We start from the raw sequence: 26,869 nt of genomic DNA, 5'->3' as shown, positions 1-26,869 counted from the left end.
CAGTAAAGCCCATAAGAACGAGGCATAACCATAAGAATGTTCGTTTTCTTGAGCAAGCTGATTTTAAAGACTGGACAGCGGCAAACCACACCCACCATAATTTCATAGTCGCCTCCTGGTTTTTGGCCTGACTTTGGTTTGTGGTGAATTTAAGTCCAGACCATAAACTAGAGAGGCGTCAAGCTTATGCTTCCTCTATCGAGAACTTCGCACTGTCCAGAAGAATAGAATAGCTTAACTAGCGATAATTGAGTGTGTCTCCTACACAAACAACCTGCCCTTCACCGCTCAGCAGAATGCCATTCTGTCCAAAATAAGCCCCTTTCAAATCAGGCTGAGTTTTCATCTGAACCAAAGTTGCCAGCGGCTCTTTTGCTTCTTTTACTTCACCTGTGACCTGATCAATGGACGTGACTTTACAGCGTTGGCAGGGCTTTCGCAGACCTATCTTAAAACCTTTTTCAGTTTCCAGAGTCACTATTTCCGCCAATTGATCCTCCTGAAAAGCCTCTAACCCCCTTAAAACAATATTTGGACGGAAACGATTCATACTCACGGGCAAACAACCTTTTTTTTGCAGGTTGCAATTTAACAGTGACAAAGAAGCTTCATTAGCAATAAGAAAAGGATAAGCATCGGGGAACTCGGTATGAGCTTGCTCACCTTGTAGGAAATCCGGCTCTACCGGGCGGGTATAATCGTCAGCAAAGCGTACCAGGCGCAGATCACTGCCTTTCCATTGCCCTAATACCGTGGTAAGCCACAAAGAAGCCTCTGCGCCTTCATCAATAGCACGACACTCATCACCCCAGACCATTACTGTGCACTCCTGCTCTGGTAAGTGATTAACCTGCAAAGGGATCTGCAAAGGAGAGTAGTCTGCATATTTCAACACCAGATGTTCATCTGTCAGCTCGACTTCAACCAACGCCATTTTTGCCATATTACGCTGAGTAACAAACTGCCCATGCTGATCGACTACCATCCAGTGCCTGTCATAGGCAAGGCCTGTGGCACCAACGACCGCTTCAGTGACCTGAATACCACGCAGAGATTTAACCGGATAAATATTTAACGCTGACACTTCAACCACGGGAACTACTGGGCTTTCCACCAACACCGGACTATCCTCATATACTGACCAAAGGAGCCAGCATAACCAGTGCAGTGTTGCATTTCATCAGAATAAAACAGTCACAGGATGGTTTTGACCCAAGGTGCACCCAGTTGAGAAAGCAAGATAAGTCCAGACGCCTAACCTAGTGCAAGGAAAGGGCATTTGAGCAAAATTATCTTTAAATTCTTTTAATTAATGCGCCTTTCAGACTATTTTCTTGAACGACTTTTGGTATACTTGCGCGCAAATCGATTTCAGATTTAAAGCCCAGGTTGCCTCAGATGGAAATAATCAGCCGTCACTGGCTGATCTGGCGCGCAAATTAACCCTGATGTATAGCGTAGAAACATGTCAAATTTAGATCACTATCGTAACATTGGTATCTTTGCCCACGTAGATGCGGGTAAAACCACTACTACAGAACGTATCCTTAAGCTGACCGGTAAAATCCATAAGATCGGTGAGGTTCACGATGGTGAATCTACCACTGACTTTATGGAGCAGGAAGCTGAGCGTGGTATTACCATTCAGTCTGCAGCAGTAAGTTGTTTCTGGAAAGATCACCGCTTCAACGTTATTGATACTCCTGGGCACGTTGACTTCACTGTTGAAGTATATCGTTCTCTGAAAGTACTGGACGGTGGTATCGGTGTATTCTGTGGTTCCGGTGGTGTTGAGCCTCAGTCCGAAACTAACTGGCGCTATGCAAACGATTCTGAAGTTGCCCGTCTGATCTTCGTAAACAAGCTGGACCGTATGGGTGCAGACTTCTACCGCGCTGTTGATCAGGTGACTAACGTTCTGGGTGCAAACCCACTGGTTATGACTCTGCCAATCGGTATCGAAGATGACTTCGTAGGTGTGGTAGACGTACTGACCAAGAAAGCTTACATCTGGGATGACTCTGGTGATCCAGACAACTACGAAATCACAGACGTTCCAGAAGACATGGTAGAGAAGCTGGAAGAGTACCATGAGATGCTGGTTGAGACTGCTGTAGAGCAGGATGACGATCTGATGGAAGCTTACATGGAAGGTGAAATGCCTTCTATTGAAGACCTGAAGCGTTGTATCCGCAAAGGTACTCGTGACCTGGCATTCTTCCCTACCTTCTGTGGTTCTGCATTCAAAAACAAAGGTATGCAGCTGGTTCTGGACGGCGTTGTTGACTACCTGCCATCTCCAACAGAAGTTGACCCGCAGCCTCTGACTGATAAAGAGACTGGTGAGCCGACTGGCGAAGTGGCTACTGTATCTGTTGACGAGCCTTTCCGTGCTCTGGCGTTCAAGATTATGGACGACCGTTTCGGTGCCCTGACCTTTATTCGTATCTACTCCGGTAAACTGAACAAAGGCGACACTGTACTGAACTCTGCCACTGGCAAAACTGAGCGTATCGGCCGTATGGTTGAGATGCAGGCTGATGAGCGTAATGAACTGACGTCTGCTCAGGCTGGCGACATCATCGCTGTTGTTGGCATGAAGAACGTTCAGACCGGTCACACTCTGTGTGATGTTAAGCACGAGTGTACTCTGGAAGCTATGATCTTCCCTGAGCCGGTAATCTCCATCGCTGTTGCTCCTAAGGACAAAGGTTCTTCTGAGAAGCTGGGTGTTGCACTGGGTAAACTGGTTGCAGAAGATCCATCCTTCCAGGTTGAAACTGATGAAGATTCCGGTGAGACCATTCTGAAAGGTATGGGCGAGCTGCACTTGGATATTAAAGTAGACATCCTGAAGCGTACTTTCGGTATCGAACTGGTTGTAGGTGCTCCTCAGGTAGCTTACCGTGAGACAATCACTCAACCAATCGAAGACAGCTACACGCACAAGAAGCAGTCTGGTGGTTCTGGTCAGTTCGGTAAGATCGACTACCGCATCAAGCCAGGTGAAGTAGGCACTGGCTTCAAGTTCGTGTCTACCGTTGTTGGTGGTAACGTTCCTAAGGAATTCTTCCCTGCAATTGAGAAGGGTTTTGCAAGCATGATGGAGCAAGGCCCTCTGGCTGGCTTCCCTGTGCTGGATGTTGAAGTAGAGCTGTTCGACGGTGGCTTCCACGCAGTTGACTCCTCTGCAATCGCGTTCGAAATTGCTGCTAAAGGTGCATTCCGTCAATCCATGCCAAAAGCTGGCCCTCAGCTGCTGGAGCCTATCATGAAGGTTGACGTATTCACTCCAGAAGACAACGTAGGTGACGTAATTGGTGACCTGAACCGTCGTCGTGGCATGATCAAAGACCAGGAAGCTGGTGCAATGGGCGTTCGCATCAAGGCTGACGTACCTCTGTCCGAAATGTTTGGTTACATCGGTCACCTGCGTACTATTACTTCTGGTCGTGGTCAGTTCTCTATGGAGTTCAGCCACTACTCAGCTTGCCCAGCAAACGTTGCTGAAAAGGTAATCGCTGAAGTTAAAGAACGCAACGCTAAGAAGTAATCATTGATTATTTTTTGATGCGCTTCCAAAACCCCGGCTTGTGCCGGGGTTTTCTTTTTGTAAGATCTTCGCTAAATTTGCTTAAAACGTGCCGTAAAGTACCTGAGGATCTCAAGCCCTATAACTGCTTACAAGATAAGCGATCTGATTAATGCAATAAATAAGATAATCCTTATCCAAACCCTCTCTTCACCCTATCGCCATCACCTATGAATTTCTTCTCCCAGCTAACCTTCAACAGCACTCATAATATACATAAAGACAGTCCACTAACGATCACTCATGGTTACCGCCCCGGAATCGGTCAAAAGATCAATAAAGACATCTTCATTTGCTAACGGAAACAAGTATAAACCGCACCTGCTGACGCTGTTCTAAGCGCTTAAAATAAACAGACTCTACCATTTTGATACAAAAAGGTTCTGGAAGCTTTTTCATGGGAGATCCTGCTCTTAAGTATCGACCCAGCCTTATATCTCAGTAGATAGACAATAATAAATATGTAAGAAAACCTGTATGACTGACCAGTCGTACACCTAATTACCCCTGTATTAATTCCTTAGCGTTACAACCCTTGCAACACTAACGATTTGCTTCTAAAGAGCTAACCAACCCACTATAAAGCGTCATATAGAACATCTCTTCTGTTGCTAATAATCATCTTGCTAATCAGCACAACAAAAACAACACAAGCACCTGAACAAAAGCGACTCAGCTTTAAGCCTGACCCTGGCTATAAACTGAGAAGTTCACAGCGTTTTTTGTTCAGGCATCAATGATGAGAACAACATGAAAAAGAAAAACCTCCTGTTAAAACTTTGCCCGCTTGCATTCACCGTTGCAGTAGCCTCTCAAGCTCATGCAGGTGTTACCCTGTATGATCAGGATGGCATGAGTTTCTCCGCGGACGGACACTTCAACGCTTTTTTCACCCGTACAGATAACAAAGCCACTGATGAAACTCAAAGCCGCGTGCGCATGGGTTTCCTGCCAAACTATATCGGCTTCAATGTAAGTAAAGAAGCCGGTGATCTAACTCTGGGTGGCCGTTCATCTTTCTGGGTCACTATTAACGACGGTAGCGATAACGTTACCGATACTGCGATCGATGTGCGTCAGTTCTACGCCACAGTAGACGGTAGCTTTGGCCAAGTACTTTTTGGTAAGGATTTTGGTCTTTATGGTCGCACCAACATCTTTAGTGATGAATTGCTGCTAGGCACAGGTTTACCTATGGCTAACTCTGGTGGTGTGACCTTTGGTAATATTTCAACCGGCTACCCTTACGCTGTACCTAAAGCTCAGATCACCTACCGTACTCCAGATATGAATGGCTTTAAGCTTGCTGCAGCTATTCTTGACCCTCAAAGCGGTGAAGCAGAAGAACCTAATAGCGACAACTCTGTACGTCTGGAAGCAGAAGCGACATATGCCACTGAACTGGGCGGCGCTAATATGACAGCTTGGGTCGGTGTTGCATCAGGTGAAAACGACAGTACTGGTGTAGATGCGTCTGGTGTGGCTTATGGTATTCGGGTAGCGGTGTCCGGCTTACAAGCTACCCTGTCCGGCTTTGACCAGACAGGTCTAAGTACAGCTCTGTCTGATCGCTTGTTAGATGCTGAAACCGACAGCGATGGCTTCCTGCTACAAGGCTCCTATACCTTTGGTGCTACGCGCTTGGTACTATCTCACGGTGAGACTGATATTTCAGGTAGCACCACTGAGCTGGACGCTATTGCAGCTTTCTACGATGTGAACGACAACCTGAAACTGATTGCAGAGTTTGACAAAATGTCTGTCACTGGCTCCGATGACACTAATCAGTTTGCTGTAGGTGCTTCTCTAAGCTGGTAATACAGCCGAATAGGCCGTAGATAATATCTGCCCCTGTTGCCGTGGCCACCGTATCAAATTTAGCGTTTTTCCAATAAGCGCAGGCCACGGTTTTTCTTCTGGACTTATAAACTGCGAGTTCTTCTGAATGATTTTGTCGCAGTGATTTTTCTACGGGAGTTATCCAGGGTTTGGTATTTGATGGAAATTCTTTACTCAAAGATTGAAAAGCACTAAAGATCCTACTTCAATCGCAATGGAATCAGGATCTGATAAGCAGAAAATGGTCTGCATACCCGCAGACCATTTTTTATTGCGCCTTATTTCTCAAGCGTATCTCCACTTATAGTTTTATGGCTAACGCCTGAGACTAAGTCATTTCTTTAGCTGTTTCTGCTGCAACATCAACAAATCAGCCTGATCAATCATCTCAGACAGTGACAAGACACTATCCGATGAAAAAAACTTATAGCCATAACTGATACCCAGAGGGCTCAAACCCTCTTCAGCATCTGTAATCTTCGCGTATTCAGACACGACTCTATCGCAGAATGTCGGGATAAACAGTGGGTCAGAGGTCAATAGCATCATGACAAACTCATCACCTCCCATACGAGCAATCAGATCAGCATCCCGGCTATTGGCCTTTAAAATGCCTGTGAACATTTTCAGGCCTTTATCACCAAAATCATGACCATACTTGTCGTTAGTTTGTTTTAAATTATCGATATCAAAGTAGATAATCGCCAGATCCTGATCAAAGCGTCGGGCATCTTTAATCCGCTGCTCACCTACAGTTAAGATACCACGACGATTAAACACCTGGGTCAACTCATCAGTCATTGCCAGGGAGCGTATTTGTTCAAAGTTCTCCATGCACTTAAGATCTGCGTTGACATAGTCTCTGAACTGCTCAAGCAAATGCACCAAAGTACGATTGTACTCTGTTGCCTTGCGATCAATGACACACAAGGTGCCAAAAGGCTCATTATTAGGCCAGTGAATCGGTAAGCCATAGTAAGAGCGCACTATGCCCTCTTCAACCACTGGAGAACAACTCCATTCACTTTCCGCAATAGCATTTTTCACATACAAAGGTTGTCTGGTTTCAACGATATGCCGACAAAAGCTTTTGGTATCCCAGGGCCAGACCATATCTTTTTCCAGAAAATTGCTCTCATTCGCACTGGTGACTACAGCATTAAACTCATCCTGTCGATACTGTACAATGGTTGCGCAGGCTGCATCATATATCTCCGCCAGTAAATTAACCGTTACTTGCCACTTCTCCAAGTCAACGGCCGGATGTGGATTGCGGGATAAACATATTCGAGTGTCTAACACTGTACTTTCCCCAAATGAAACTGTCACAACTTTAAACAAGTATAGTACGATCCACTTTAAAGCAGAGAGGGCTGCGAATCCAAGTACTCATCGTACCGACCAACCACTATATTACATAAGGTATCAAATAAGGGGCAATCAAAGTCCAGAAAGACTATATAGCAGGTAATCCGGGGAGTTACGTATCAGGCTTACTACCACGCCATCTCACCTTCATGCACTTTTGCCCCTATGCTCAGAGCAACCGGCAAACCAGCATTAGGATATTTTTCAGACACCAGCTTACGCAACTGCTGACTGTTATCGCTGCCATCCTTTGCCAACTGAAAGTCTTTTATATGCTGAATGGAATTTGCACTTATTACTTGAATCCAAGAGGGAATAAACCGCGAAGCATAAAGATCAAATAAATAGAGGCTGCCGCTCTACATGTAAAATTCATGCTGAACGGCAACCGCCTATTAAAGTGGACGTACGATTCTAAAACTACGTCCCGGGTTTATCAGCTTTCCACCTGATCGCTATCACTCTCCGTCATCTGGATTATCACTGTCTTCTGCATCTTCATCATCAGGCGTATCACTGTCGCTGGAATCCTCACCCTCTTCTTCATTATCATCTTGTTCCAGCTCTATGCTTGTCGCCTGAAGACCAGCCTCTTCACCTTCTGACAAGCTGCCTTTTACGGTCACCAGATCACCGGCACTGAGGTTTTGGAAAAAAGATGCCAGATTGATATCGTCATCATCAATTTCAAAACCTGTCGAGTCAGTACTGAATACCTGAACACCCAGGATTGAGAAATTAGGCGACGCAATATCTGCCGCATAGCCTTTCAGGGTAAGCTTTTTCTTTCCATTACCATTCCCCTGCTGATGTACAGTCGTCGCCACTATTTGGTTGGCAAGTTCAGGGTTTTCGTAACCTTTGATACGCACGAAGTCCCCCTCTTCCAGGTCAGCTAAAGTCTTCTTACCTGTGAAGTGACTGTCTGAATTAATCAAAACACTAATACCCAGAACCGTTATAGTTCCTGCATCCTGATCAATAGCATCAATGGTGGCTTCTACCCGCAATTCTTTCTTGAATTCAAATGAGATTTTATCCGCCTGGATAATACCATCCATCGTCTGCGTGCCTTCAACCTCAACATCAACACCTTCCGCCAAGCTTCCACTCTCAGCGCCAGAGAACTCGGTGTCGTCACTGGTAGTCACCTGATGCCCATTGACAGTGAATTCAGTCAGGGAAGTAAAGCTATCGATACTGCCCTCCAGCTCAACTTCGGTATTGTCAGTTTCATCATTAGTGCTGATCTCTATGCTTTGAACAACCAGTTGACCATCACCTTCACTGTCGTAGTAGCCTTCGATCTCTACCAGATCATCCACCTGGATCAAGTCAAAGAAAGCTTCCTGGGTGATAGTATTATGTTGATCATCTTCAAATTCAGAATCTGCTGTAGTTGTTACGGTCACACCGTTTACAACCAGTTCCGGTAATAAAGCACTCTCTACAAAACCGCTTAGCTCAACTTCATGCTCTATAGGCTCCTCATCAATATCAGCAGCCCCTTCATGACGTTTAATTCGACTGGCCAGAATCCCATCATCACTGACATATCCGCGAATCTCCAGTTCATCACCGGAAACGATGTCGTCTAAACCAAACTCCCGCACTTTATCATCGGAGTGATCCTGAAAACGCGTATCCGGATCAACCTTAATCGTACTTCCCAGGATCGTTACTGTTTGCTCATCCTGATCCACGGATTCAACCAAGCCTTCGATCTCAATCTTTGAGTTCTTGTGGAAGTTAATTTCATTCGCCAACAAACGGCCTTCACTATCCACACTACCTTTCACCTTAATACGGATACCCAGTATCAAGTTGTCAGCATTACCATTGCGGAAACTCGTTTCGTCATTGGTTATCACAGGATAATCGTTGATAGTAAACTCAGCGCCGGAAACAAAACTATCGATAAAGCCTTCAAGATTCATCTTCTGATTTTCTGTCATCTCAGTGCCAGAAGTTAATGCTTCAAGAGTAACTTTACTCGCTGTCAACACGCCGGTTTGAGGAGCTTGAATGCTCTCAATCACTACAGATAAACCATCGATCAAGCCACCCTCAGGCAGATCAAAAAACTCAGCGGAGGAGTAGTCGACAACCAGATCACCTATCGTAAATGTTTCACCATTCACATCAAGGTTACTGATATCACCCGCGATACGATAAACTGTCGAGCCTTCAGCCGCTGTATCACTCTGTTTATCCACCCGGGTCGCCAGAATAGAACCATCAGAGTTAACGTGGCCGCTGACTTCAACGACATTACCCACCATCAGGGTGTCAAAAGTCACATTATCAAACTGGGTCAACTCATCGGTACTCACTGTCTGAGCTAACACCACAAAACTTTGTGCAGCCAGATCAATACTTTCTATCGGGCCTTCCAAAGTGGCATGATAGTTAATACTTGTCGCTACACCTTCACCTGTTGACTCGTCTATTTCGCCCTCAATAGTAACCTGCATTCCCAGCTCAAGATCCGTTACGCTGCCGGTGCCGTCATCCGTTTCAATACTGCTTGAGGAGATGTCGTAGTGAACCCCGTTAACAATCACACTACCAAAAGCAGTAATCTCACCAACACTTACGGTTTTGCTTGAACTGCCTGTACTGGGAGCTGTCACAACGGCTGTACCATCACTACTGATTTCAGAACCATTGCCGTTAATAGTACCAGACTGAGGAACAGAGGCTCCTAAAGCATCACTGACAAAACTCTGGTAGGTTTTGCTGCTACCTGCAGTACCTGCTAAAGGATCGCCACCCAGGATATAACTGAAACTACTTGCCCCCAGGATAGTAATTTCAGCACCATTGCTTAGGGTTAATTTCATGGTGTCTTCAGCAATAATCGAACCTGTGATAGACAAACCGCCGATCAGCTGCAAACTATTAAACCCTTGAGTATCTGTAATCGTGATCTGGGCATTACTGTCAATAAGACTGGCAGAAAGCACATAAGTATCGTTACCCAAACCCTTACCTACGATCCCCCTTTGCACAGAGAAGGTGTCATCTGACGCCCAGGAATTTGATGAAACGATGGCTGCCGCTAGCGCACATATTTTAAATAAACCTTTCTTTCTTACATCAGTCATCTCGAGCCCCTTTGCCACTATTCATTAAAACTCCCTTAAGTATAAGGCCTCAGCCAATACAAAACGTGATGCTGTTCTGATATCAAATGTTAAATACTGCAATTTTATTCAATTGATTAGTTACCATAGCCACTTCCTGCATTAACCTAGGTCAACCTGCATCTTAATATAAAGAAAAGCTAATAAAAGAATGGCATGCTATGATAAGTGCAGTAGACTTACTCTTTTGTGATAACCCCTTGTAATGAAAACGCTTTGGTAACACTGGCGATACGGTTACTACGGCAAAATCCCTGCGGCAACAAGGAAACACCATGCCCACAAAGCGACTGAATCTGGTAAAGACTTTCCTGATCCCTCTGCTTATTCTTACTTTGGCTATAGGGGCCTTTATTGGCTTAAAAAACACCCGACCAGAAGCTCCGGCCAAGCCTGTGGCCAGCAAACGTTGGCCGGTAGAAGCGATACTCGCTCAATCGGGTAGTTATGCACCTGAGATTCAGTTACTGGGCCGAGTGGAATCCCCCTATCAAAGCACCCTGACAGCGGCTGTTACGGGCTATGTCAGTCGGGTTCATGCCTTAGAAGGGGACCTGCTTAACAGCAATCAGCTCTTGATTGAGCTGTCACCGGAAGACAGTGAGATTTTACTGAGTCAACGTCAGGCAGAACTGGATAACCTTAAAGCTCAGATCTCCAGTGAGCGCTTACAGCATCAGAATAATCAAGCCGCACTGAAGCAAGAGCAAGCGTTACTAAAACTGACGCAGGGTAGCGTGAAACGTTTAACCACACTGAACAAGCAGGGCTCGGCATCCCAGTCTGCATTGGAAGAAGCGCAACAAGCGGTTATTCGACAGCAGATCAATGTGCTGAACCGAGAGCTGTCTATTCGCAACTTTAGCAACCGGTTGGCACAATTACAGGCCCAGCTCTCGCGTCAGCAATCCCTATATGATCAAGCTCAACTGGATCTAACACGCACACAGGCCAGAACCCCTTACAATGCCCGCATCAGCCAGTTACTTGTTGCTCCTGGTGATCGTGTGACACCGGGCACCAGGCTGGCCAGGGTTTATCCTTATGATCAATTGGAAGTCAGAACTCAACTACCCAGCCATTGGTTAGAACAGATTCAGGGCAGATACCGTCGTGCACCACTGCAGGCTCGTACCGAAATTCATGGACAAAGTTATCAACTGGAGCTGGATCGTCTATCCGGCGAGATCAGTAAAGGACAAGGCGGCACTGACGGTTTATTCCGTTTTCTCCCAGTTCAGTCTGAGACACGTGTAGATCCTGAGAAAAAACTCCAACAAACAACCCCTGTTAACCGGCCTCTTACACTCCATAACACCAGCGATGGTTTGCACACATTGCCTATAGGACAAAATATTGCATTAACCCTGTACCTGCCCGCCATTGATAACAGCATTGCACTGCCCGGTAGTGCCTTTTATGGTCAGGATCGTATTTACAGCATTGTGGATGACAAACTGGTCAGTCATCAGATCAAGCGGCTGGGCACTGTTAGCCAGGGCTTCGATCAACCCCATATTCTGATTTCAGCCGCTGATATTCCTACAAATAGCCAACTTCTGGTAACCCAGCTGCCTAATGCCATTTCAGGTCTTTCAGTACGTATTAGCAGCCAGGCAAACAATAACGTACAGAGTTCGAGCGGCTCTGGTATAAAGCAAAACTCAGCTAATAGCGGCGAACAGGAGTAAACCATGCAGGAATACAGCATGATTCGCGGTTTTGTCCGCCTGTTTGCTACCCATAAAGTGGCCGCTAACTTACTGATGTTTTTGATGATTCTGGCGGGCTTACTGGGTCTGAAGAAACTCAACACCCAGTTTTTCCCGGACTTTGAGCTGGATATCATCACCGTGCAAGTCACCTGGCCCGGTGCCAGTGCGGAGGATGTGCAGCAGGGCATCACCATTCCTATTGAGCAGCAGCTCAAAAGCGTTAACTATATCAAACAAGTCTTTGCTGATTCCCGCCGTAGCGTGTCTCAGATCCGACTGGAAGTGGAAGAGTTTGCCGATATCAATCAGGTACTGGATGAAGTCAAACAGCAGATGTCCTACCTGACAACGCTCCCTGCTGAAGCAGAAGAACCACTGATCCAGCAGATCACCCGTTATGAAGATGTCGCAACACTGTTGATCATCGGCCAAAACAGCCGAGAAGAACTCAGGCCCTTTATTCAGAATATCGAAGATGAACTGCTGCGTATGGGTATTCGCAAGATCACCATCAATGGTCTGCCCGAACAGGAGATCAGCATTCAGATCTCCGCTGAAAAGCTGCACGAACTGGGTATGACACTGGAACAATTAGCCAGTATTATCCGCAGCCGCAGTCTGGACCTGCCCGCCGGTATCGCAGCGAAGAAAGACGGTGCTATTCAGATTCGGGGGCTGAACCAGCAAAGAGATGTCCAGGGCTTTCTGACCTTGCCGATTAAGGCCAATGACTCAGGTGAATACTTACTACTGGGTGATATCGCTCAGGTTGTGATGCAGGGTAAAAAAGATCAGCTGGAGATTGAATACGAAGGCCGTCCAGCCGTTGAGCTGCAACTGTTACGCTCCACTGCCGATGATACCCTGGCGTCCGCTAATATTATGAATCAGTGGCTGGAACAGGTTCAGCCCACCCTGCCTCAGGGTATCGATATCATCACCTACAATGAACGCTGGAAATTCCTGCGTGACCGTATTCAGCTACTACTTAACAACGGTCTGGGCGGTCTGATTCTGGTGATCGCCATTCTATTCCTGTTTCTGAATGTCCGGGTTGCCTGGTGGGTAGCTGTCGGTATTCCCGTCTCCTTCCTGGCCACCCTGGCGATTATGCAACTGATTGGCGGTAGCATTAATATGATCAGCCTGTTTGGTCTGATTATGGCGCTGGGAATTATCGTCGATGATGCCATTGTGGTGGGTGAAGACACTCTGGCTCATGTGCAGCAAGGCGAAGACCCTCAGCACGCGGCGATTGGAGGTGCTCAAAGGATGCTGGCACCGGTTGTCTCATCCTCTCTGACTACGATTGCCGCATTCCTGCCCCTGTTTCTGGTCGGTGGTACCATAGGCAATATTCTGGTGGATATTCCGACCGTAGTGACCTGCGTGATCATAGCGTCACTGGTTGAGTCCTTTCTGATCTTACCAGGCCACCTGACCCACAGCTTCAGTAAAGCCAAGGGTGCACAAGAAGGAAAGCTGCGCATTTGGTTTGATCGCAAGTTTAATCACTTCAGAGATCACAGCTTTAGAAAAACCGTGCGTTTTGCCGTACGCCACCGTGCCAGCACTTTAGCGTCTGCCTTTGCCCTACTGATTCTGGCCATCGGTTTGCTGGCCGGAGGGCGAGTAAAGTTCACCTTCTTTCCGGCAGTGGATTCCGATGCCCTGAATGCCCAGGTACAGTTCGCTGCTGGCACTCCCGCTGATACCGTTACTGATTTTCTGCATCAGATCACAGCAGATCTTAGACAAGCGGAAAAAGAGTATGGCCAAACGCTGGTAGAGCATGTTGTTATCAACCACCACCAAGCCGCCCTGGGTGCAGGTATTGGCGGCACCAGCAATGGTGATGAGTTTGGCAGTTTGACCATCGCTCTGAAACCCGCAGAAGAGCGAAACCTGAAGAACGCCACCCTGATTGCGCTATGGCGTGAACAGATCGAAGAACCTGCCGGGCTGGAAAAACTGATTATCAGCCAGCCCAGGGCCGGTCCTCCGGGCAAACCCATTGAGGTCAAACTGGCCGGAAACGATATTGAACAACTAAAGGCCCTGTCCCTACAGATTCAGGACAACCTGAAAAGCTATTCAGGTGTCAGTAATATTGATGACGACCTGCCCTTTGGTAAGCAACAGCTGATCTTTTCACTGACTCCGACAGGTCAGGCCATTGGCCTAACCCTGAGTCAGGTGGGACGTCAGCTGCGTCACGCCCTGGAAGGTATCGAGGTACAGAGCTTCTATCTGAACGATGAAAGTATTGATGTCAATCTACAGCTGCCCGATCAGCAAAAAGACTACCTTAGCAATCTGGAGCAACTTCCGATTATTCTAACCAATGGCGATGCCATACCGATGACCACAGTCGTGAGTTTTGAATCCCGTCGAGGCTTGGATCTGCTACGTCGTGTAGATGGCGAGCTGTCGGTGATTGTCTCTGCCGATGTAGATGATGCGATTACTAATGCCAATCTGATTATTGAACAGCTTGAGGCAAGCGTACTGCAGCAGATACGTCAGAACTATCCCGTTCGCATTAGCTATGAAGGTCGTGCCGCCAGTCAACAGGAGACTATGGCGGATATGAAAACCGGTCTACTGTTAGGCCTGTCACTGATCTATATTATTCTGGCCTGGGTATTTTCCTCCTACCGCTGGCCCTTTGCCATTATGATCGCCATTCCTTTTGGTCTCACAGGGGCTATTTTTGGTCACTTGCTGCTCGGAATGGACCTGACTATTCTATCTCTGTTTGGCTTCTTTGGTTTATCCGGCATTGTGATCAACGACTCCATCGTACTGATCACCTTTTACCAAAAGATGCGAGATAAAGGACTGGATGTACTGAGCGCCATTGAAGAAGCGGCTTGTCAGCGTTTGCGGGCCGTTTTACTGACCTCGCTCACTACTATTGCGGGCCTGACACCTATTCTGTTTGAAACCTCGCTGCAAGCAAAATTCTTGATTCCGATGGCCACGGCCATTGTTTTTGGACTGGCTTTTGGCACAGTGCTGATACTCCTTGTCGTGCCCTCTGTATTGGTTATGATCGAACGGCGACAGCGTATTGCCGAACAAGACTAAAAAGCAATGAGACAAATATTCCTAATAAGTTAACAAAATAGATTACAAAACCCTACAAAAGCAGAGGAAAAGCCAGCATTTACTCTTTAATACTGGCTTTTCGACACATTCATCCCTTTTAGAACAAGATTTTATGTAACAGTATGTTGCCCAATTGACTTAGTCGAAATCTTATCTCGCTTTAACTCGCGACAAGGTAAAATTAATGCAAAATACCCCTTTCTGAATGATCAGTAGAGGTAGGGTCGTTGCACTCCCCCACGCCCAGTACACACACACATCAGTCCCTGACTGCCAATCGCCGTATCCAGCAGGCCAATAAGCGCCTGTCGGTCGGTAATCTGGCACTGTTGCTATTAATGTCAGCCCTAACCTTCTGTTCTATATTCTGCCCTATCGAAGACCGGATGCATCAACTCTTAATCGGCGCCTTAATTGCGACAGCAGGTGGAGCACTATTCAGTCAATGGGACCAACACAGAAAGCAGCAAAAAGAGTCTCAGGACAGCTTATGGTTCAGCACTGTCGTCAATAATATCGCTGACGGTATTCTGACCGTGGATACTCAGGGCAAAATTCTGTTTGCCAGTCCGGCTATAGCAACAATCAGTGGCTATAGCCCGGAGGAACTCGTAGACCAGCCTCTCTCTATACTGGTGCCTGAGCATCTGCTGGAACGCCATAACATCACCTTTACCCGCATCGCCAATGCCCGACAATCTCCCAATTGCTCGCAGCGCTTAGAAGCCATGCTGAAGAAAAAGTGTGGTCAAATCATTTTTATTGAACTGAGCTACCAGGAAAGTCTGTTTCAGGGACAGCGGGTGTTTGTAGGTATTGTGCGGGATATCAGTAAACGCCGCCAGATGGAAGAAGAGCGACGCCAACTGTCACTGGCTGTACGTAATAGTCCATCCGGGGTGATGATTACCAATCATCTTGGAGAGATCGAATACGCCAATCCCAAACTACTGCAGATGACAGGTTTTACCAAAGAGGAAGTGATTGGTGAAAACCCACGCATCTTCAGCAGTAAGGAAAAAAGCCGGGAAGATTATGAAAGAATGTGGCAAACCTTGCTCAACGGTGACCGCTGGTATGATGAGTTTAAAAACAAGCGCAAAGATGGTAGCCACTATTGGGTGATCGCCTCTATCGCCCCCATGTATGACGACCATGGCAGCCTGACGCACTTCGTTTCTGTGCAGGAAGATATCACCTCCATCAAACAAGCCAACCAAGCGATGTCCGAAGCAAAAGAAGTGGCCGAAAGCGCATTAAAAGCACGCTCAGAATTTCTGTCTAATATGAATCATGAGCTGCGCACACCACTGAATGCCATTATCGGCTTTGCTCAACTGCTGGAGTCTGACCCGGATCTGCCTCTGTCGCCAGAGCAGAACGAATACACTGAGCAGATTATGCAGAGCGGTCATCACCTGCTCGCATTGATTAATGAGGTACTGGATCTGGCCAAAGCAGAAGCCGGGCAGTATCAACTCACTCCAATCAATACCAATGCCCTGTCGATTACTAAAGACAGCATTTCGATGATTAAGCACCTGGCGGAGCAAAATGGGATTGATCTAAAACTCAACACCATATGTGAAAAGTTGCCACCTGTACTGGCCGACCCCGGAAAACTAAAACAAGTGATGATCAACTTGCTGTCAAACGCGATTAAGTACAACCGCCCTGATGGAAAGGTCACAGTCATTATCGAAGAGATTGATACTGACAGCATTCGTATCAGTGTCCAGGATACAGGTATGGGGATTCCTGCCGAACTGCAGGGTCAGGTATCTCAGCCATTTAACAGACTCAATGCCGAAGGTTCGAATATTGAAGGCTCGGGGATAGGCTTAGCCTTATGCAAAAACCTGGTTGAGCTAATGAACGGGGGTATTGGCTTTATCAGTGAAGAAGGGCAGGGCTCAACGTTTTGGATTGACCTACCGAGAGCTGAGCACTGATCAGCTCTCTCCCATCATACATAAGAAGGGTGTTTGCCTAACAGATCTCAGAACCCAGCAAAGTACCAACCCAGATCAGCAGGCCGGTACACGCTACTCCCAACAACAGCATCAAGGTCCACTGCAAAGGGGTAAACATAGTCGACACTACTTTTTTATCAACGTCAGAGTCAGTGCTCCACTTTGATCGTTCAATATCCTGGGCCGCTTCCAATAACAGCTTCACTTCTGGTGATGCCCGTTCAATCAGATATTCTGCGGCATCTACCCAGTTGGGATTACGTTTACCGACCTTTAATGCACGCAGCGCTGAAGCAGAGGATTGAAACTGAACTTTTTCCCGGGCCATAGCCAATATCCTTGTGAAATCAAGAGGCTAAACTTACCCCCATGCTATTATTTTCACAAGTACTATTGATGTACACGGCAGTCACATTACTTGTCGACTAGCCTGCACCCGTTCACAATAAACAAACTTGGCCCAAGCCCAATAGCTGGTTGGCGTTATCTGTCGTCGTTTTTGCAATTTCATCAGCAGACTCGGGGCGCACGGCCGCCAGAGCGTCCAATACAGTGACCACTTGATCCGGTGTATTTCGCTCCCCCTTGATATTTGCCGGAGACATATCGGGCGAATCTGTTTCCAGCACCAGGGACTCTAAAGGCAACTTAGCAAACATATCCCGTTTTTTGTCGGACTTAGGCCAGGTAATCACACCACCTACTCCCAGTAAAAAACCCTGCTTAATGTATTGCTTAGCCTGAGCGGCACTGCCAGAATAGCTATGTACAATACCAGCCAGTCCGGGACGTTGTTTTAGGATCGCCAACACCTGCTCATGGGCTTTGACCACATGCAAAATGACAGGTAGCTGATATTTTTCTGCCAGATCCAGCTGTGCTTCAAAATACTCCAGCTGAGCGTCTTTATCCGTTTTTCGAGCAAAATCCAGCCCTATTTCCCCTACAGCCCTGACCTGGCCCTGAAAATGTTTAAGATATTGATCCAGCAAATCAATATCAGATTTTTTATGCTCAGTCAGAAAAAAAGGATGCAAGCCCAGAGCAGGATAGAGCTTAACACCACAGAACTCGCCGGTTAATGATAAGACACGGGACCAATAACGGGATGTTATTCCGGGTACGACAATCTGCTTAACCCCTGCGCTTGCTGCCTGATGCAGAACAGTGGCTCTGTCGTGGTGAAAATCGCTGAAATCAATATGGCAATGGCTATCAACTAACATAAGGAGTCCTTATCATGGCATTTCAGTCTGCTATATGCTCTACACTCATACTTGTATCAATTATCATGGCAGACAACATATCGCGTATACTAACTACCGTGATACAAAGGAGATATCAACTATAGGTCTCAGAATCAGACTTCACTAATACGTCATTTTGATAAACTTGGCTCCTGTTAAACATTTCATCCTCTCCGGCCGCTGGCCGATGAGGATAAAAATATTTATATTGCCGTGCTTAGTTCGATTTAACAATCAACCGATCTGATTTTAACTCAACGGTTTCCACCTTTTTGCGTTTACGATTCGCAGTAACCAGGGGAACACACTGTTTATCATCACGATAGATCACTTCGCATTCCAAGCACTGGATACACTCCTGATAATTAATCTTGCCATCAGGATGGATCGCTTTAATGCCACATCGGTGATTACACAGCTTACAGGGCGAACCGCACGCTTTGCGTCGCGGCAACCATTTCATGATATGAAAACGTCCGAATATGGCAAAGCCCGCCCCTAACGGACATAGATAACGGCAAAAGGGTTTATGGATATATAAACCAACAACCAGCAACAGTACTGCATAGATGACAAATGGCCACTCACGGACAAAGCCCATGGTGATCGCCGTTTTAAAGGGCTCAACCTCAGCAGCCTGCTCTGCCACACCAGTCGAAACCGCGCAGGTCACAACCAGACCAATAAAGATGAGATATTTTAACAGCCATAACTTCTGATGCAGGCCAAACGGGATGCGCTTTTGTTTGAGTTTAAGTACCTTCTCGCCCAACCAGGCAGAGATCTCCTGCAAGATACCGAAAGGACACAGCCAGCCGCAGAAGTAACCCCGCCCCCAGATCACCAAAGTAACCAGTACATAGCACCATAAAAGAAAGATAATAGGATCAAGCAGCACGATACTGCTATCGGCCTTGCCCATCAGCACCTGCACAATGGTAAAGACGTTAGTGATCGATAGCTGCCCCTGAGTGATATAACCGATAAACACCAGAGTGTAAGCCAGAAAGCCCCAGCGTACTGCTTTAAAAAGCGAAGCATTGGCTGTGACTTGACGATGAAACACGATAATTCCAGTTAACACCGCCAACCCTAACAGCAAACCGATAACACGTTCCTGACGATCTCGCCAGATCTGCATCCACATAGGCTCAGGCTGAAGGGATTCCAGATCAGGAATATCGAAAAAGCGCTGAGGCAGATGATAATCCGCTGGGAAAGCCTCTACCACATCCGGGCGCAGATAACCCGATGAACGGGTGAACATCAGAGCTAACTGCCAGGGGGATGCAGGATCAAAGGTCGCTGCCGCTTTGATACGAAACACCTGATATTCTTCAAATGCGGGTACTTCGTCGGTCAATAGCTCTTCCAGTGCCATATAACGATCTGGATCGCGCAAAAAGTCGATATCTCGTAGGCCGATCTGCTGCTCATTCTGATATAGAGCTAAACGATCCGGTGGCGTACCCGGCACAAACTCCTCACCCAACACGGAATAAGGCCCTGTTGAGATCACTGCAATCGCATGTTCACCGCTGGCCAGCTCTTCCTTCATTAGGCGTTGGTAACCGGCATCCCCCAGCAGATAACGGCCAATGGTCGGCACATTAAGATAAGCAAAATAGAGATCCGCTACCTGGCCATTATCATCGACCGGTTCATCTCCCATACTATCAGCGCTGGTATCTGAGAACGCCTGCTCTAACTGCTCAAGGCTCAGCCGCTGACGTTGCACTAAGCCCTGATCCAGTAATTGCTGCCAACTCAGCTTTTCATAAACGTCCGCTTTAACCGTCGCAGGGGGACGCAAACGGGGAATAATTCCTATCTTCTGCGCCACCTGTTGCGCCGACAGCATGATGGTTTCATTTAATACAATGGCCGAAACCGTCGCCTTGGTAATACCATCCACACATTGGTTAGCGCCCGCTTGCTTGCTACGTACCGTAGCACTGGTCATCTTAATGGTTTTACGGATATCCAGACCGGGGTACTGAGCGACGAAATCCAGCATAGGTCCGGTGCCCAAACCGTGTAAAAAGATGGGTTCATGTTGCTCGACGACAAAGGCCCCGCGATACAGCCCCTGATGATCAATCCCCACCACTAACTGATAGGGAGCCCCGGAAAACCCTGGCAACTGAATATAATCCCCGGACAGATAGACATAACCGATCACCTCAGTCACCTGATACACTTGCCAGGCAGGCATCCCAGCTGCGGGTGCCTTAATCTCTGTCGCTTCAGGAAACAGCTGCTTCGCCATTCCCTTCATCTCGTTGTCGCCCGGTTGATACAACGCCCCCTGAGCCGACAGCCAAGGTAGCAGGCACAGCATCAACAGCGCCAATGATCTGAAACCTTTCATTGATGCAATCTCCCTCATAAGCAATACCTGAGTATCACTTAGGGGGAAGCAGTCACTACATGACCGTAAGGGCGCAATTATTGCTGTACTTTAGTCGTAAAATTTATTCCTATTAGTTCTATGTATATTTAATCAAGCAATTAAAACCTCTCTTTAAATAAGGCTAAAACCACTGTTTAGGATAAGCGCGTTGGCATAACACCTTATGATAAAACCAACCCAATAGAACAATAATCACCACCCCACTAGCCACAGGACTCACCAGAAAACCCACGGACTCCCCCGCTAACATCACCAGCAAAGGGTTAGCACCTGCTGGAGGGTGCACCGTTTTCGTCATCATCATAAAAGTGATCGCCAATCCTACTGCCAAACCCAATGACCAGGCATGAACACCCACTAACCCCATCACAGCCAAACCAATCGCCGTCGTCATAATATGACCGACAACAATATTCCTTGGCTGCGCCAACGGACTATCTGGCAGACCAAACAGCAGCACCATGGTTGCACCAAACGGAGCCATCAGCCAGATCTGATCTTGAGCCAGTAGCTGGATGCCGCTCTCTTCCAAAGTGGCTAATATAGAAATGGTTAGCATCGCACCCAACCCTGCCGTCAACGCTGGCCAGCGAGTAAGCCCTAACCGACGTAATACCGCAAAACCTGCTAAACCATTACTCCCCGAGCTATGCACAATCGGCTTATCACCCTCTTTAATCATTACCTGACCTCTTTCTGAATTCAGTCCTGGATCAACCTCCAGCCAAGTAGACCAATCTGTCTACCCCGAAAAGATAGACAACTCTGTCTACCTTTGTCAATATGAAACGATCTGCATAACTGCCTTGAAGCAAAAGAAGAGAAAAGCCGTGGATAAGCGCCAACAACCGATCAACACCGCATTCCGCCTTTTTTACCAGAACGGCATCCACGCCGTTGGCATCAATCAGATCCTGAAAGAATCCGGCATCGCAAAAAAAACCCTTTACCATCACTTCACCAGCAAAGAGCAACTTCTATTGGCCGTACTGGAGTATCGCGACCAGGTCTTTCTGGAATGGTTTAGTGGCTATATCCAAAAAGCCGAGCCCGGCCTACCCGCACTAGAGGCCATTTTTGACGCATTGGATGACTGGTTTAATAACCGGGCAGAAGAGCTAATGGACTTCCAGGGCTGCTTCTTTATCAACACCTGCGCCGAATTTGGTGACATCAGTCACCAAGCCCACCAACGATGTGCACAGCATAAGAAACGGATTGAAGAGTTAGTGAGAGAACAGGTAGATCGGCTACCGATGACCTCAGGACACCAAGAACTGACCGAGACGATTTGCCAGCTAAAAGAAGGGGCCATAGTTCAGGCCCATATTCAGGGAGATTTGGGGGCTGCAAAAAGGAGCAGAAGGCTTCTCAAAGCCTTACAGGTATCATTGGATATTATGTAACAACCAAGAGGCTCTACCCTCGTGCGACATTTTGCTACAGCGCTATCCCTCCCGTTATCGGATCTGAGCAGGCATAATGCTCGGCTAGTTGAAACGCCTAAATAAAGGCACACAAATAGCAGCACTTAAACAACAACACCCGAACCGAAAGTGCCTTAAAAGAAGCTCTGCAGATTAGATCACCTATGAATCAACCTTTACCTCTTTCCACTCCGGGCCGTAATCTGGTTCGCCTGACCCTGATGCGCGGTATCGCCTGGACCGGTTTCTCTTTAGCAGTGATCGCAGGCACCGAAATACTAAAAATTCATCTGCTGGCCGTGCCTCTGATCGCCATTATTATTGTCATGGCCGGTCTGAATATGCTGACTTGGTGGCGCTTGCATAAACCTTACCCGGTAACCGACTCAGAATACCTGTTTCATCTATTGGCCGATGTGGTCGGTTTAAGCCTGTTTTTCTATTACTCCGGCGGTGCTAATAACCCCTTTGTCTCCTATTTCCTGGTCCCTCTGACCATTAGCGCTGCCACCTTACCGTGGATATTTACTTGGATTATTGCGGCGGCGGTGCTGAGCGCATATACCTTTCTGATGCAGTTCTATATTGCAGTTCCCGAACTCAGTCATTCCAATCATGTCGGTATCAATCTGCACCTGTTAGGCATGTGGCTTAACTTTTTGCTCTCCACCGGCCTTATCACCACATTTGTTTTTAAGATGGCCCATACCCTGCGGGATCGGGAGAAAACTCTAGGTGAAGTGCGGGAAAAACATATGCGTGATGAGCAGATTCTGGCGGTAGCGACTCAGGCTGCCGGTACCGCTCATGAGCTGGGTACACCACTGTCGACACTGGCGATTATGATCAAGGATCTGGAGAAGGATTACGCCGACGATCCTCTGCTACAGGAAGATCTGGCCATTATGCGTGAGCAAGTTGATAGCTGTAAGACTAAGCTACAGCAGTTAACCCGACAGGCGGATAAGGATCAGCAAGTGTCCCAAAATCAGGTGGATATCTGTGATCTTCTAGTCCCTGTAATTGAACACTGGAAGGTATTACGCCCCGAGGTAAAGTATCAGCTTACTAGCCCTGATAGCACACCGATACCCAAGGTAAAATCCGATCAAACACTGGAACAGGCACTGCTGAATCTGCTCAATAACGCTGCCGATGTCAGCCCTGAGCAGGTGGATATCTCGGTCAGCTGGGATCAGTCTCAAGTCACCATTAAGATCAAGGATTATGGCCCTGGTATTGCGCCGGAAGTGGCCGAGCGTTTAGGTGAAACCTTTATCTCCACCAAGGAAGAAGGTATGGGCATAGGGCTGTTTTTAACCCATTCCACCATCAACCGCTTTAATGGCACGGTGAAACTCTATAGTCCGAAAGAGGGTGGTACCATCACTCAGGTGACTCTGCCATTGCTGTCCACACTTTCTGAGTCTGATCAGAGTTAAAGCTCTATATCAAAAAGATATAAAAACGTCCTTCATAACAATAGGGATAGCATTAGTGTCATAAATGGCGCTGAATGCAGCACAAACAAGTGGTATACTACGCCATTAACTGGCTTCGAATGCCGCTGCAGTATCCCTGTTTTACAACAGACAACAAGCTTTGAGACTAGGCATGAGTATGCTTGGGTCGGATAGGCTTTTTCCTGTTTGTACTAGAACCTGTATGTACCAGAACCTTCTTGTGCTAGGAGTAGAATGTAAAACGAAAGCTGCGACGGTGGACTATCAAATTTAATATCTTAATAAAACCCGCTTTGTTCGGGCGTGGAGAATAACGATCATGAAATTTGCCAGGGTTACCATTGTTATGGGCTCCCAGTCTGACTGGGAAACAATGAAAAGCGCAACTAAGCCACTGGAAGAGCTGGGTATTGAGTACGAGACAGGCATTGTGTCTGCTCACCGTACACCGCAGCGTCTGGTGGAATTCGCGACTAAAGCCCATGAAAATGGAACTAAGATCATTATCGCAGGCGCAGGTGGCGCAGCTCACCTACCAGGTATGCTAGCGTCTGAAACACTGGTACCTGTAATTGGTGTGCCGGTTGCCAGCCGTCATCTGAAAGGCATGGACAGTCTTCTGTCTGTTGTACAGATGCCACGAGGCATCCCTGTTGCGACTATGGCTATTGGCGAAGCGGGTGCTTTGAATGCAGGTCTGATGGCCGCTCAGATGCTGGCGATTGAAGACGACGAACTGCGTCAGCGCCTGCAGGAATACCGTCAGAAACAAACCGACAACGTACCATTCGAGATCGTAAAATGAGAATTGCCATTAAAGGTACCGGGCAGCTGGCCCGAATGATGGCCCTGGCAGGTTGGCCTCTGGGTTACAGCTTTGCCTTTTTCGGCAGCAAGCAGGAAAACACCTCCTGTATCGAAGGTCTGGGAGATATTATCTTCCTGGAAGACCATGCCGATATCGACAGCCTGTATGACGCGCTGGGTAAGCCTGACGTGATTACTGTTGAGAAAGAAGAGGTAGACACCACACTGCTGCGCAAACTGCAACAGCACTGCCCAATCTACCCAGACCCAGATGTCATTGATATCTGCCGCCACCGCGGTAAAGAGAAAAACTGGATCAATGAGCAAGGTATTCCTACGGCGAACTACCGTGTTACTGCTAACCGTGATGACATCATCGCCGCACTGAACAGCTTTAGCAGCAGCGCAATTCTGAAAACCTGCTCCGGCGGCTACGACGGCTACAACCAGTGGCGTCTGAAGACCGAACAGGATATTCAGGACCTGGACGACAGCGTTTGCGTTCAGGACTGCGTGATGGAAGAGATGGTTAACTTCAGCACGGAAGTGTCTGTGATTGCAGCCCGTAACAGCAAGGGTGAAGTCGCTGTTTATCCGGTGACTGAAAACTACCACCGTCGTGGCACCCTGCTGATCTCTGAAGCACCAGCACCTGATCTGTCAGAAGAGCTGGAAGCGGAAGCGCAGCGCATGATCGCCACCCTGCTGAACGCCTCTAACTACGTGGGCGTACTGGCGATGGAGTGCTTTGTTACGGAAAACGGTCTGGTTGTTAACGAACTGGCTCCACGTGTACACAACAGTGGTCACTGGACCATGAACGCTGGTATCGCCAGTCAGTTTGAAAACCACCTGCGTGCCATTACCGGTATGCCACTGGGCAACACCAAGCCAGCGAAAGCAGGCGGTATGGTGAACCTACTGGGTGTTGATGTAACGGCTAAAGATGCGCTGGGCGAAGACGCCTACCTGCACCTGTACAACAAGTCCGTTAAGCCTAACCGCAAGATGGGCCACATCAATCTGCAAGCCGACGACAGCGAGTCTCTGAAAGCTCAGCTGAACGCACTGGCCAAGCAGGTCTACGGCGACGATATCTAATTCAGACTATCGTTGAGCTGTACCAAAAAAGCCGATGGCAAACGCTATCGGCTTTTTTGTTTTTGTCTACAGACAAAACACCTTGTAAACAACACCTCTACAATAATATGACTATCTATCCCGTTATATCATTGAGTCACAGATTGCAGATCAAAGGGCGCATCTCTCATGGCTTCACCACGAGTAAAAAACAGTGTCACCTGTCCCAGTTCAACCCCCCACTTACTCACCACGGCACGATTCACCATTACACCGCCGGGCTGCAGGAACATCCAATCATCAAAGCTCACCTGCCACTCACCATCACCCACTTTTAACATCATCTGATAACGCCAATTCAGAGCATTACCCGACGCGATCCCTTCGGCTTCACCCACCACATCAGCTGCGGTACCGCTATAGCGTTCATTGGAATGCTTGGTGATTGTCCAAACCCTGCGGGAACGCTCACCATCATCAAACAGGAATGCCTCATCCAGTACCAGCTGCTTGCCATCCCAACGACTATCAATATCCACCTGGAACTGACGCTTAACCTGACCAAAGCGATCTTCGAAAATCCCCCAAGCATAAACCTTACCGTCGAAGTACTCTTCCAAGACCAGCTTAGGCTCCCCATCAGCAAACTGTTCAGGCTTCATACCCGAACAGGCACTAAGCAACACAGCAAAAGACAAAATAACTCCATAACGAAGCCAAGAACCAAAAGAGCGCATCAGTCATTTCCTCAAGCAAACATCAGTATTTATCACTCTTGGTTTTACGCACTGACCAAAGGGGCAGATCAACTTAACCAGCGCGTAATCCGTCTGCTTGATCAATACACCGCCTAATCCAACAGCGATACCTGCAAACCAGACAGCTCATCTCAAAACTCATTCCCCTAAGCTTACAAAAGCAGGCCTACAAAACACTGCGACATTTTGCTACAGACCATTGGGCTCCCGTTTTAACAAGGAACAAGGCATAATAAGCGCCAGGCTATCCTATAAGCTTTGTCCTCTGTTTTAGATCAATCGGTATACAGGTCCACTATGTCTCAGACACGTTTTTTGATTGTTGATGATGATCCCGTTTTCAGCCGCATACTGTCACGCTCACTGACACGTCGGGGTTACGAGACACTGGTCGCTGAATCTGCCGAAGAAGCCCTGCCACTACTGGAAGAGTTCCAACCGGAACTGGCAACTTTGGATCTGAAGATGGAGGGAGAAACCGGCCTACTGCTGCTACCGAAACTGCTGGAGATCGTGCCGGACTGTAAAGTGGTCATCCTGACCGGCTACTCCAGTATCGCCACCGCTGTAGAAGCGATCAAACTGGGCGCGGTAAATTACCTATGTAAACCCGCTGATACCGATGAAGTGCTGGCCGCGCTATCCCAGGAAGAAGCCAATCCAGAGCAACCCATCGCCGAAAAACCCATGAGCGTAAACCGCCTCACCTGGGAACATATTCAAAAGATTCTGAACGAAAACGACGGCAATATCTCCGCCACTGCCCGCCAACTGGGTATGCACCGCCGTACACTACAGCGTAAACTACAGAAGCGCCCGGTTAGGGAGTAACTGCATATTAATTTGTGAGCTAAACCCACATCTGTTTCGAGTTTTGAACTCCAAAGCATCAATTTTCATCTAAGCTCCTCTTTTCACCGTACTTCATTA

At 47.5% G+C, this 26,869-nt stretch carries 19 protein-coding genes; 10 read left to right on the top strand and 9 right to left on the bottom strand.

Translation table 11 applies throughout. The annotated features are described in order from the left end of the window. Positions 1–238 precede the first annotated feature (238 nt). Positions 239–1,120 carry an MOSC domain-containing protein gene (locus H579_RS0115670; RefSeq protein ID WP_245583289.1) on the bottom strand — a complete coding sequence of 294 codons (882 nt, stop codon included), beginning with the start codon at positions 1,118–1,120 and terminating at the stop codon, positions 239–241. Positions 1,121–1,465: 345 nt separating this feature from the next. On the opposite strand from H579_RS0115670, the gene fusA reads away from it, so the two are divergent. Together fusA and H579_RS0115660 are read left to right on the top strand one after the other, a co-directional pair. Then, on the top strand, positions 1,466–3,553 hold the full coding sequence (fusA, locus tag H579_RS0115665; RefSeq protein WP_028301481.1) for an elongation factor G: 2,088 nt from the start codon (positions 1,466–1,468) through the stop codon (positions 3,551–3,553). A gap of 789 nt (positions 3,554–4,342) precedes the next feature. After that, positions 4,343–5,410, top strand: coding sequence for a porin (locus tag H579_RS0115660; protein ID WP_036566393.1), 1,068 nt, complete (start codon positions 4,343–4,345; stop codon positions 5,408–5,410). 354 nt (positions 5,411–5,764) lie between these two features. Here H579_RS0115660 and H579_RS0115655 read toward each other — a convergent pair whose 3' ends face one another. The 3 genes from H579_RS0115655 to H579_RS0115645 form a co-directional block, all read right to left on the bottom strand. Further along, positions 5,765–6,733, bottom strand: a complete 969-nt coding sequence (locus tag H579_RS0115655; protein WP_028301479.1) for a sensor domain-containing diguanylate cyclase — start codon at positions 6,731–6,733, stop codon at positions 5,765–5,767. 194 nt (positions 6,734–6,927) lie between these two features. Next, positions 6,928–7,056, bottom strand: a complete 129-nt coding sequence (locus H579_RS29895) for a hypothetical protein (RefSeq protein ID WP_281167056.1) — start codon at positions 7,054–7,056, stop codon at positions 6,928–6,930. 201 nt (positions 7,057–7,257) lie between these two features. Beyond that, positions 7,258–9,906, bottom strand: coding sequence for a DUF5666 domain-containing protein (locus H579_RS0115645; protein ID WP_028301478.1), 2,649 nt, complete (start codon positions 9,904–9,906; stop codon positions 7,258–7,260). 314 nt (positions 9,907–10,220) lie between these two features. Here H579_RS0115645 and H579_RS0115640 point away from each other — a divergent pair, with 314 nt between their 5' ends. The 3 genes from H579_RS0115640 (at position 10,221) to H579_RS0115630 (ending at position 16,723) form a co-directional block, all read left to right on the top strand. Beyond that, positions 10,221–11,636 (top strand): HlyD family secretion protein, encoded by a 1,416-nt coding sequence (locus H579_RS0115640; protein ID WP_028301477.1) that lies wholly within the window; start codon positions 10,221–10,223, stop codon positions 11,634–11,636. 3 nt (positions 11,637–11,639) lie between these two features. Then, the gene (locus H579_RS0115635; RefSeq protein WP_036566392.1) at positions 11,640–14,750 is read left to right on the top strand and encodes an efflux RND transporter permease subunit; all 3,111 of its coding nucleotides are present in this window, start codon (positions 11,640–11,642) and stop codon (positions 14,748–14,750) included. A 248-nt stretch (positions 14,751–14,998) separates the two neighbouring features. Next, positions 14,999–16,723, top strand: a complete 1,725-nt coding sequence (locus H579_RS0115630; RefSeq protein WP_028301475.1) for a PAS domain-containing sensor histidine kinase — start codon at positions 14,999–15,001, stop codon at positions 16,721–16,723. A gap of 37 nt (positions 16,724–16,760) precedes the next feature. Here the strand turns inward: H579_RS0115630 and H579_RS0115625 are convergent, their stop codons facing one another. The 4 genes from H579_RS0115625 to H579_RS25900 form a co-directional block, all read right to left on the bottom strand. Continuing rightward, positions 16,761–17,072: a hypothetical protein gene (locus H579_RS0115625; RefSeq protein WP_028301474.1), complete on the bottom strand. Its 312-nt coding sequence runs from the start codon at positions 17,070–17,072 to the stop codon at positions 16,761–16,763. A gap of 112 nt (positions 17,073–17,184) precedes the next feature. Further along, a complete protein-coding gene (locus H579_RS0115620; RefSeq protein ID WP_028301473.1) occupies positions 17,185–17,970 on the bottom strand; it encodes a TatD family hydrolase in 786 nt (261 codons plus the stop codon). A 238-nt stretch (positions 17,971–18,208) separates the two neighbouring features. Next, positions 18,209–20,362, bottom strand: a complete 2,154-nt coding sequence (locus H579_RS0115615) for a NosR/NirI family protein (protein WP_036566396.1) — start codon at positions 20,360–20,362, stop codon at positions 18,209–18,211. Between the two features lie 163 nt (positions 20,363–20,525). Continuing rightward, positions 20,526–21,086 carry an HPP family protein gene (locus H579_RS25900; protein ID WP_084624167.1) on the bottom strand — a complete coding sequence of 187 codons (561 nt, stop codon included), beginning with the start codon at positions 21,084–21,086 and terminating at the stop codon, positions 20,526–20,528. A gap of 148 nt (positions 21,087–21,234) precedes the next feature. Between H579_RS25900 and H579_RS0115605 the strand changes: the two genes are divergently transcribed. From H579_RS0115605 to H579_RS0115590, 4 genes are all read left to right on the top strand, one after another. Further along, positions 21,235–21,810 carry a TetR/AcrR family transcriptional regulator gene (locus tag H579_RS0115605; RefSeq protein WP_028301471.1) on the top strand — a complete coding sequence of 192 codons (576 nt, stop codon included), beginning with the start codon at positions 21,235–21,237 and terminating at the stop codon, positions 21,808–21,810. Positions 21,811–21,995: 185 nt separating this feature from the next. Then, a complete protein-coding gene (locus H579_RS0115600) occupies positions 21,996–23,273 on the top strand; it encodes an ATP-binding protein (protein ID WP_028301470.1) in 1,278 nt (425 codons plus the stop codon). Positions 23,274–23,613: 340 nt separating this feature from the next. After that, positions 23,614–24,099 (top strand): 5-(carboxyamino)imidazole ribonucleotide mutase, encoded by a 486-nt coding sequence (gene purE, locus H579_RS0115595; protein ID WP_211224731.1) that lies wholly within the window; start codon positions 23,614–23,616, stop codon positions 24,097–24,099. Further along, entirely contained in the window at positions 24,096–25,202 is a 1,107-nt protein-coding gene (locus H579_RS0115590; RefSeq protein WP_028301468.1) for a 5-(carboxyamino)imidazole ribonucleotide synthase, read from the top strand. The genes purE and H579_RS0115590 overlap by 4 nt, the downstream gene beginning before the upstream one ends. 128 nt (positions 25,203–25,330) lie before the next feature. Here H579_RS0115590 and H579_RS25895 read toward each other — a convergent pair whose 3' ends face one another. After that, a complete protein-coding gene (locus H579_RS25895) occupies positions 25,331–25,879 on the bottom strand; it encodes a DUF3833 domain-containing protein (protein ID WP_245583288.1) in 549 nt (182 codons plus the stop codon). Between the two features lie 357 nt (positions 25,880–26,236). Between H579_RS25895 and H579_RS0115580 the strand changes: the two genes are divergently transcribed. Then, the gene (locus H579_RS0115580; protein ID WP_028301467.1) at positions 26,237–26,770 is read left to right on the top strand and encodes a response regulator transcription factor; all 534 of its coding nucleotides are present in this window, start codon (positions 26,237–26,239) and stop codon (positions 26,768–26,770) included. Positions 26,771–26,869: the final 99 nt, after the last annotated feature.

The sequence above is a fragment of the Oceanospirillum beijerinckii DSM 7166 genome, from assembly GCF_000422425.1.
GTDB classification, from domain to species: Bacteria; Pseudomonadota; Gammaproteobacteria; order Pseudomonadales; family Halomonadaceae; genus Oceanospirillum; species Oceanospirillum beijerinckii.
The sequence above is the reverse complement of the archived record's forward strand: the minus strand, read 5'-3'. Positions and strand labels throughout refer to the sequence as shown.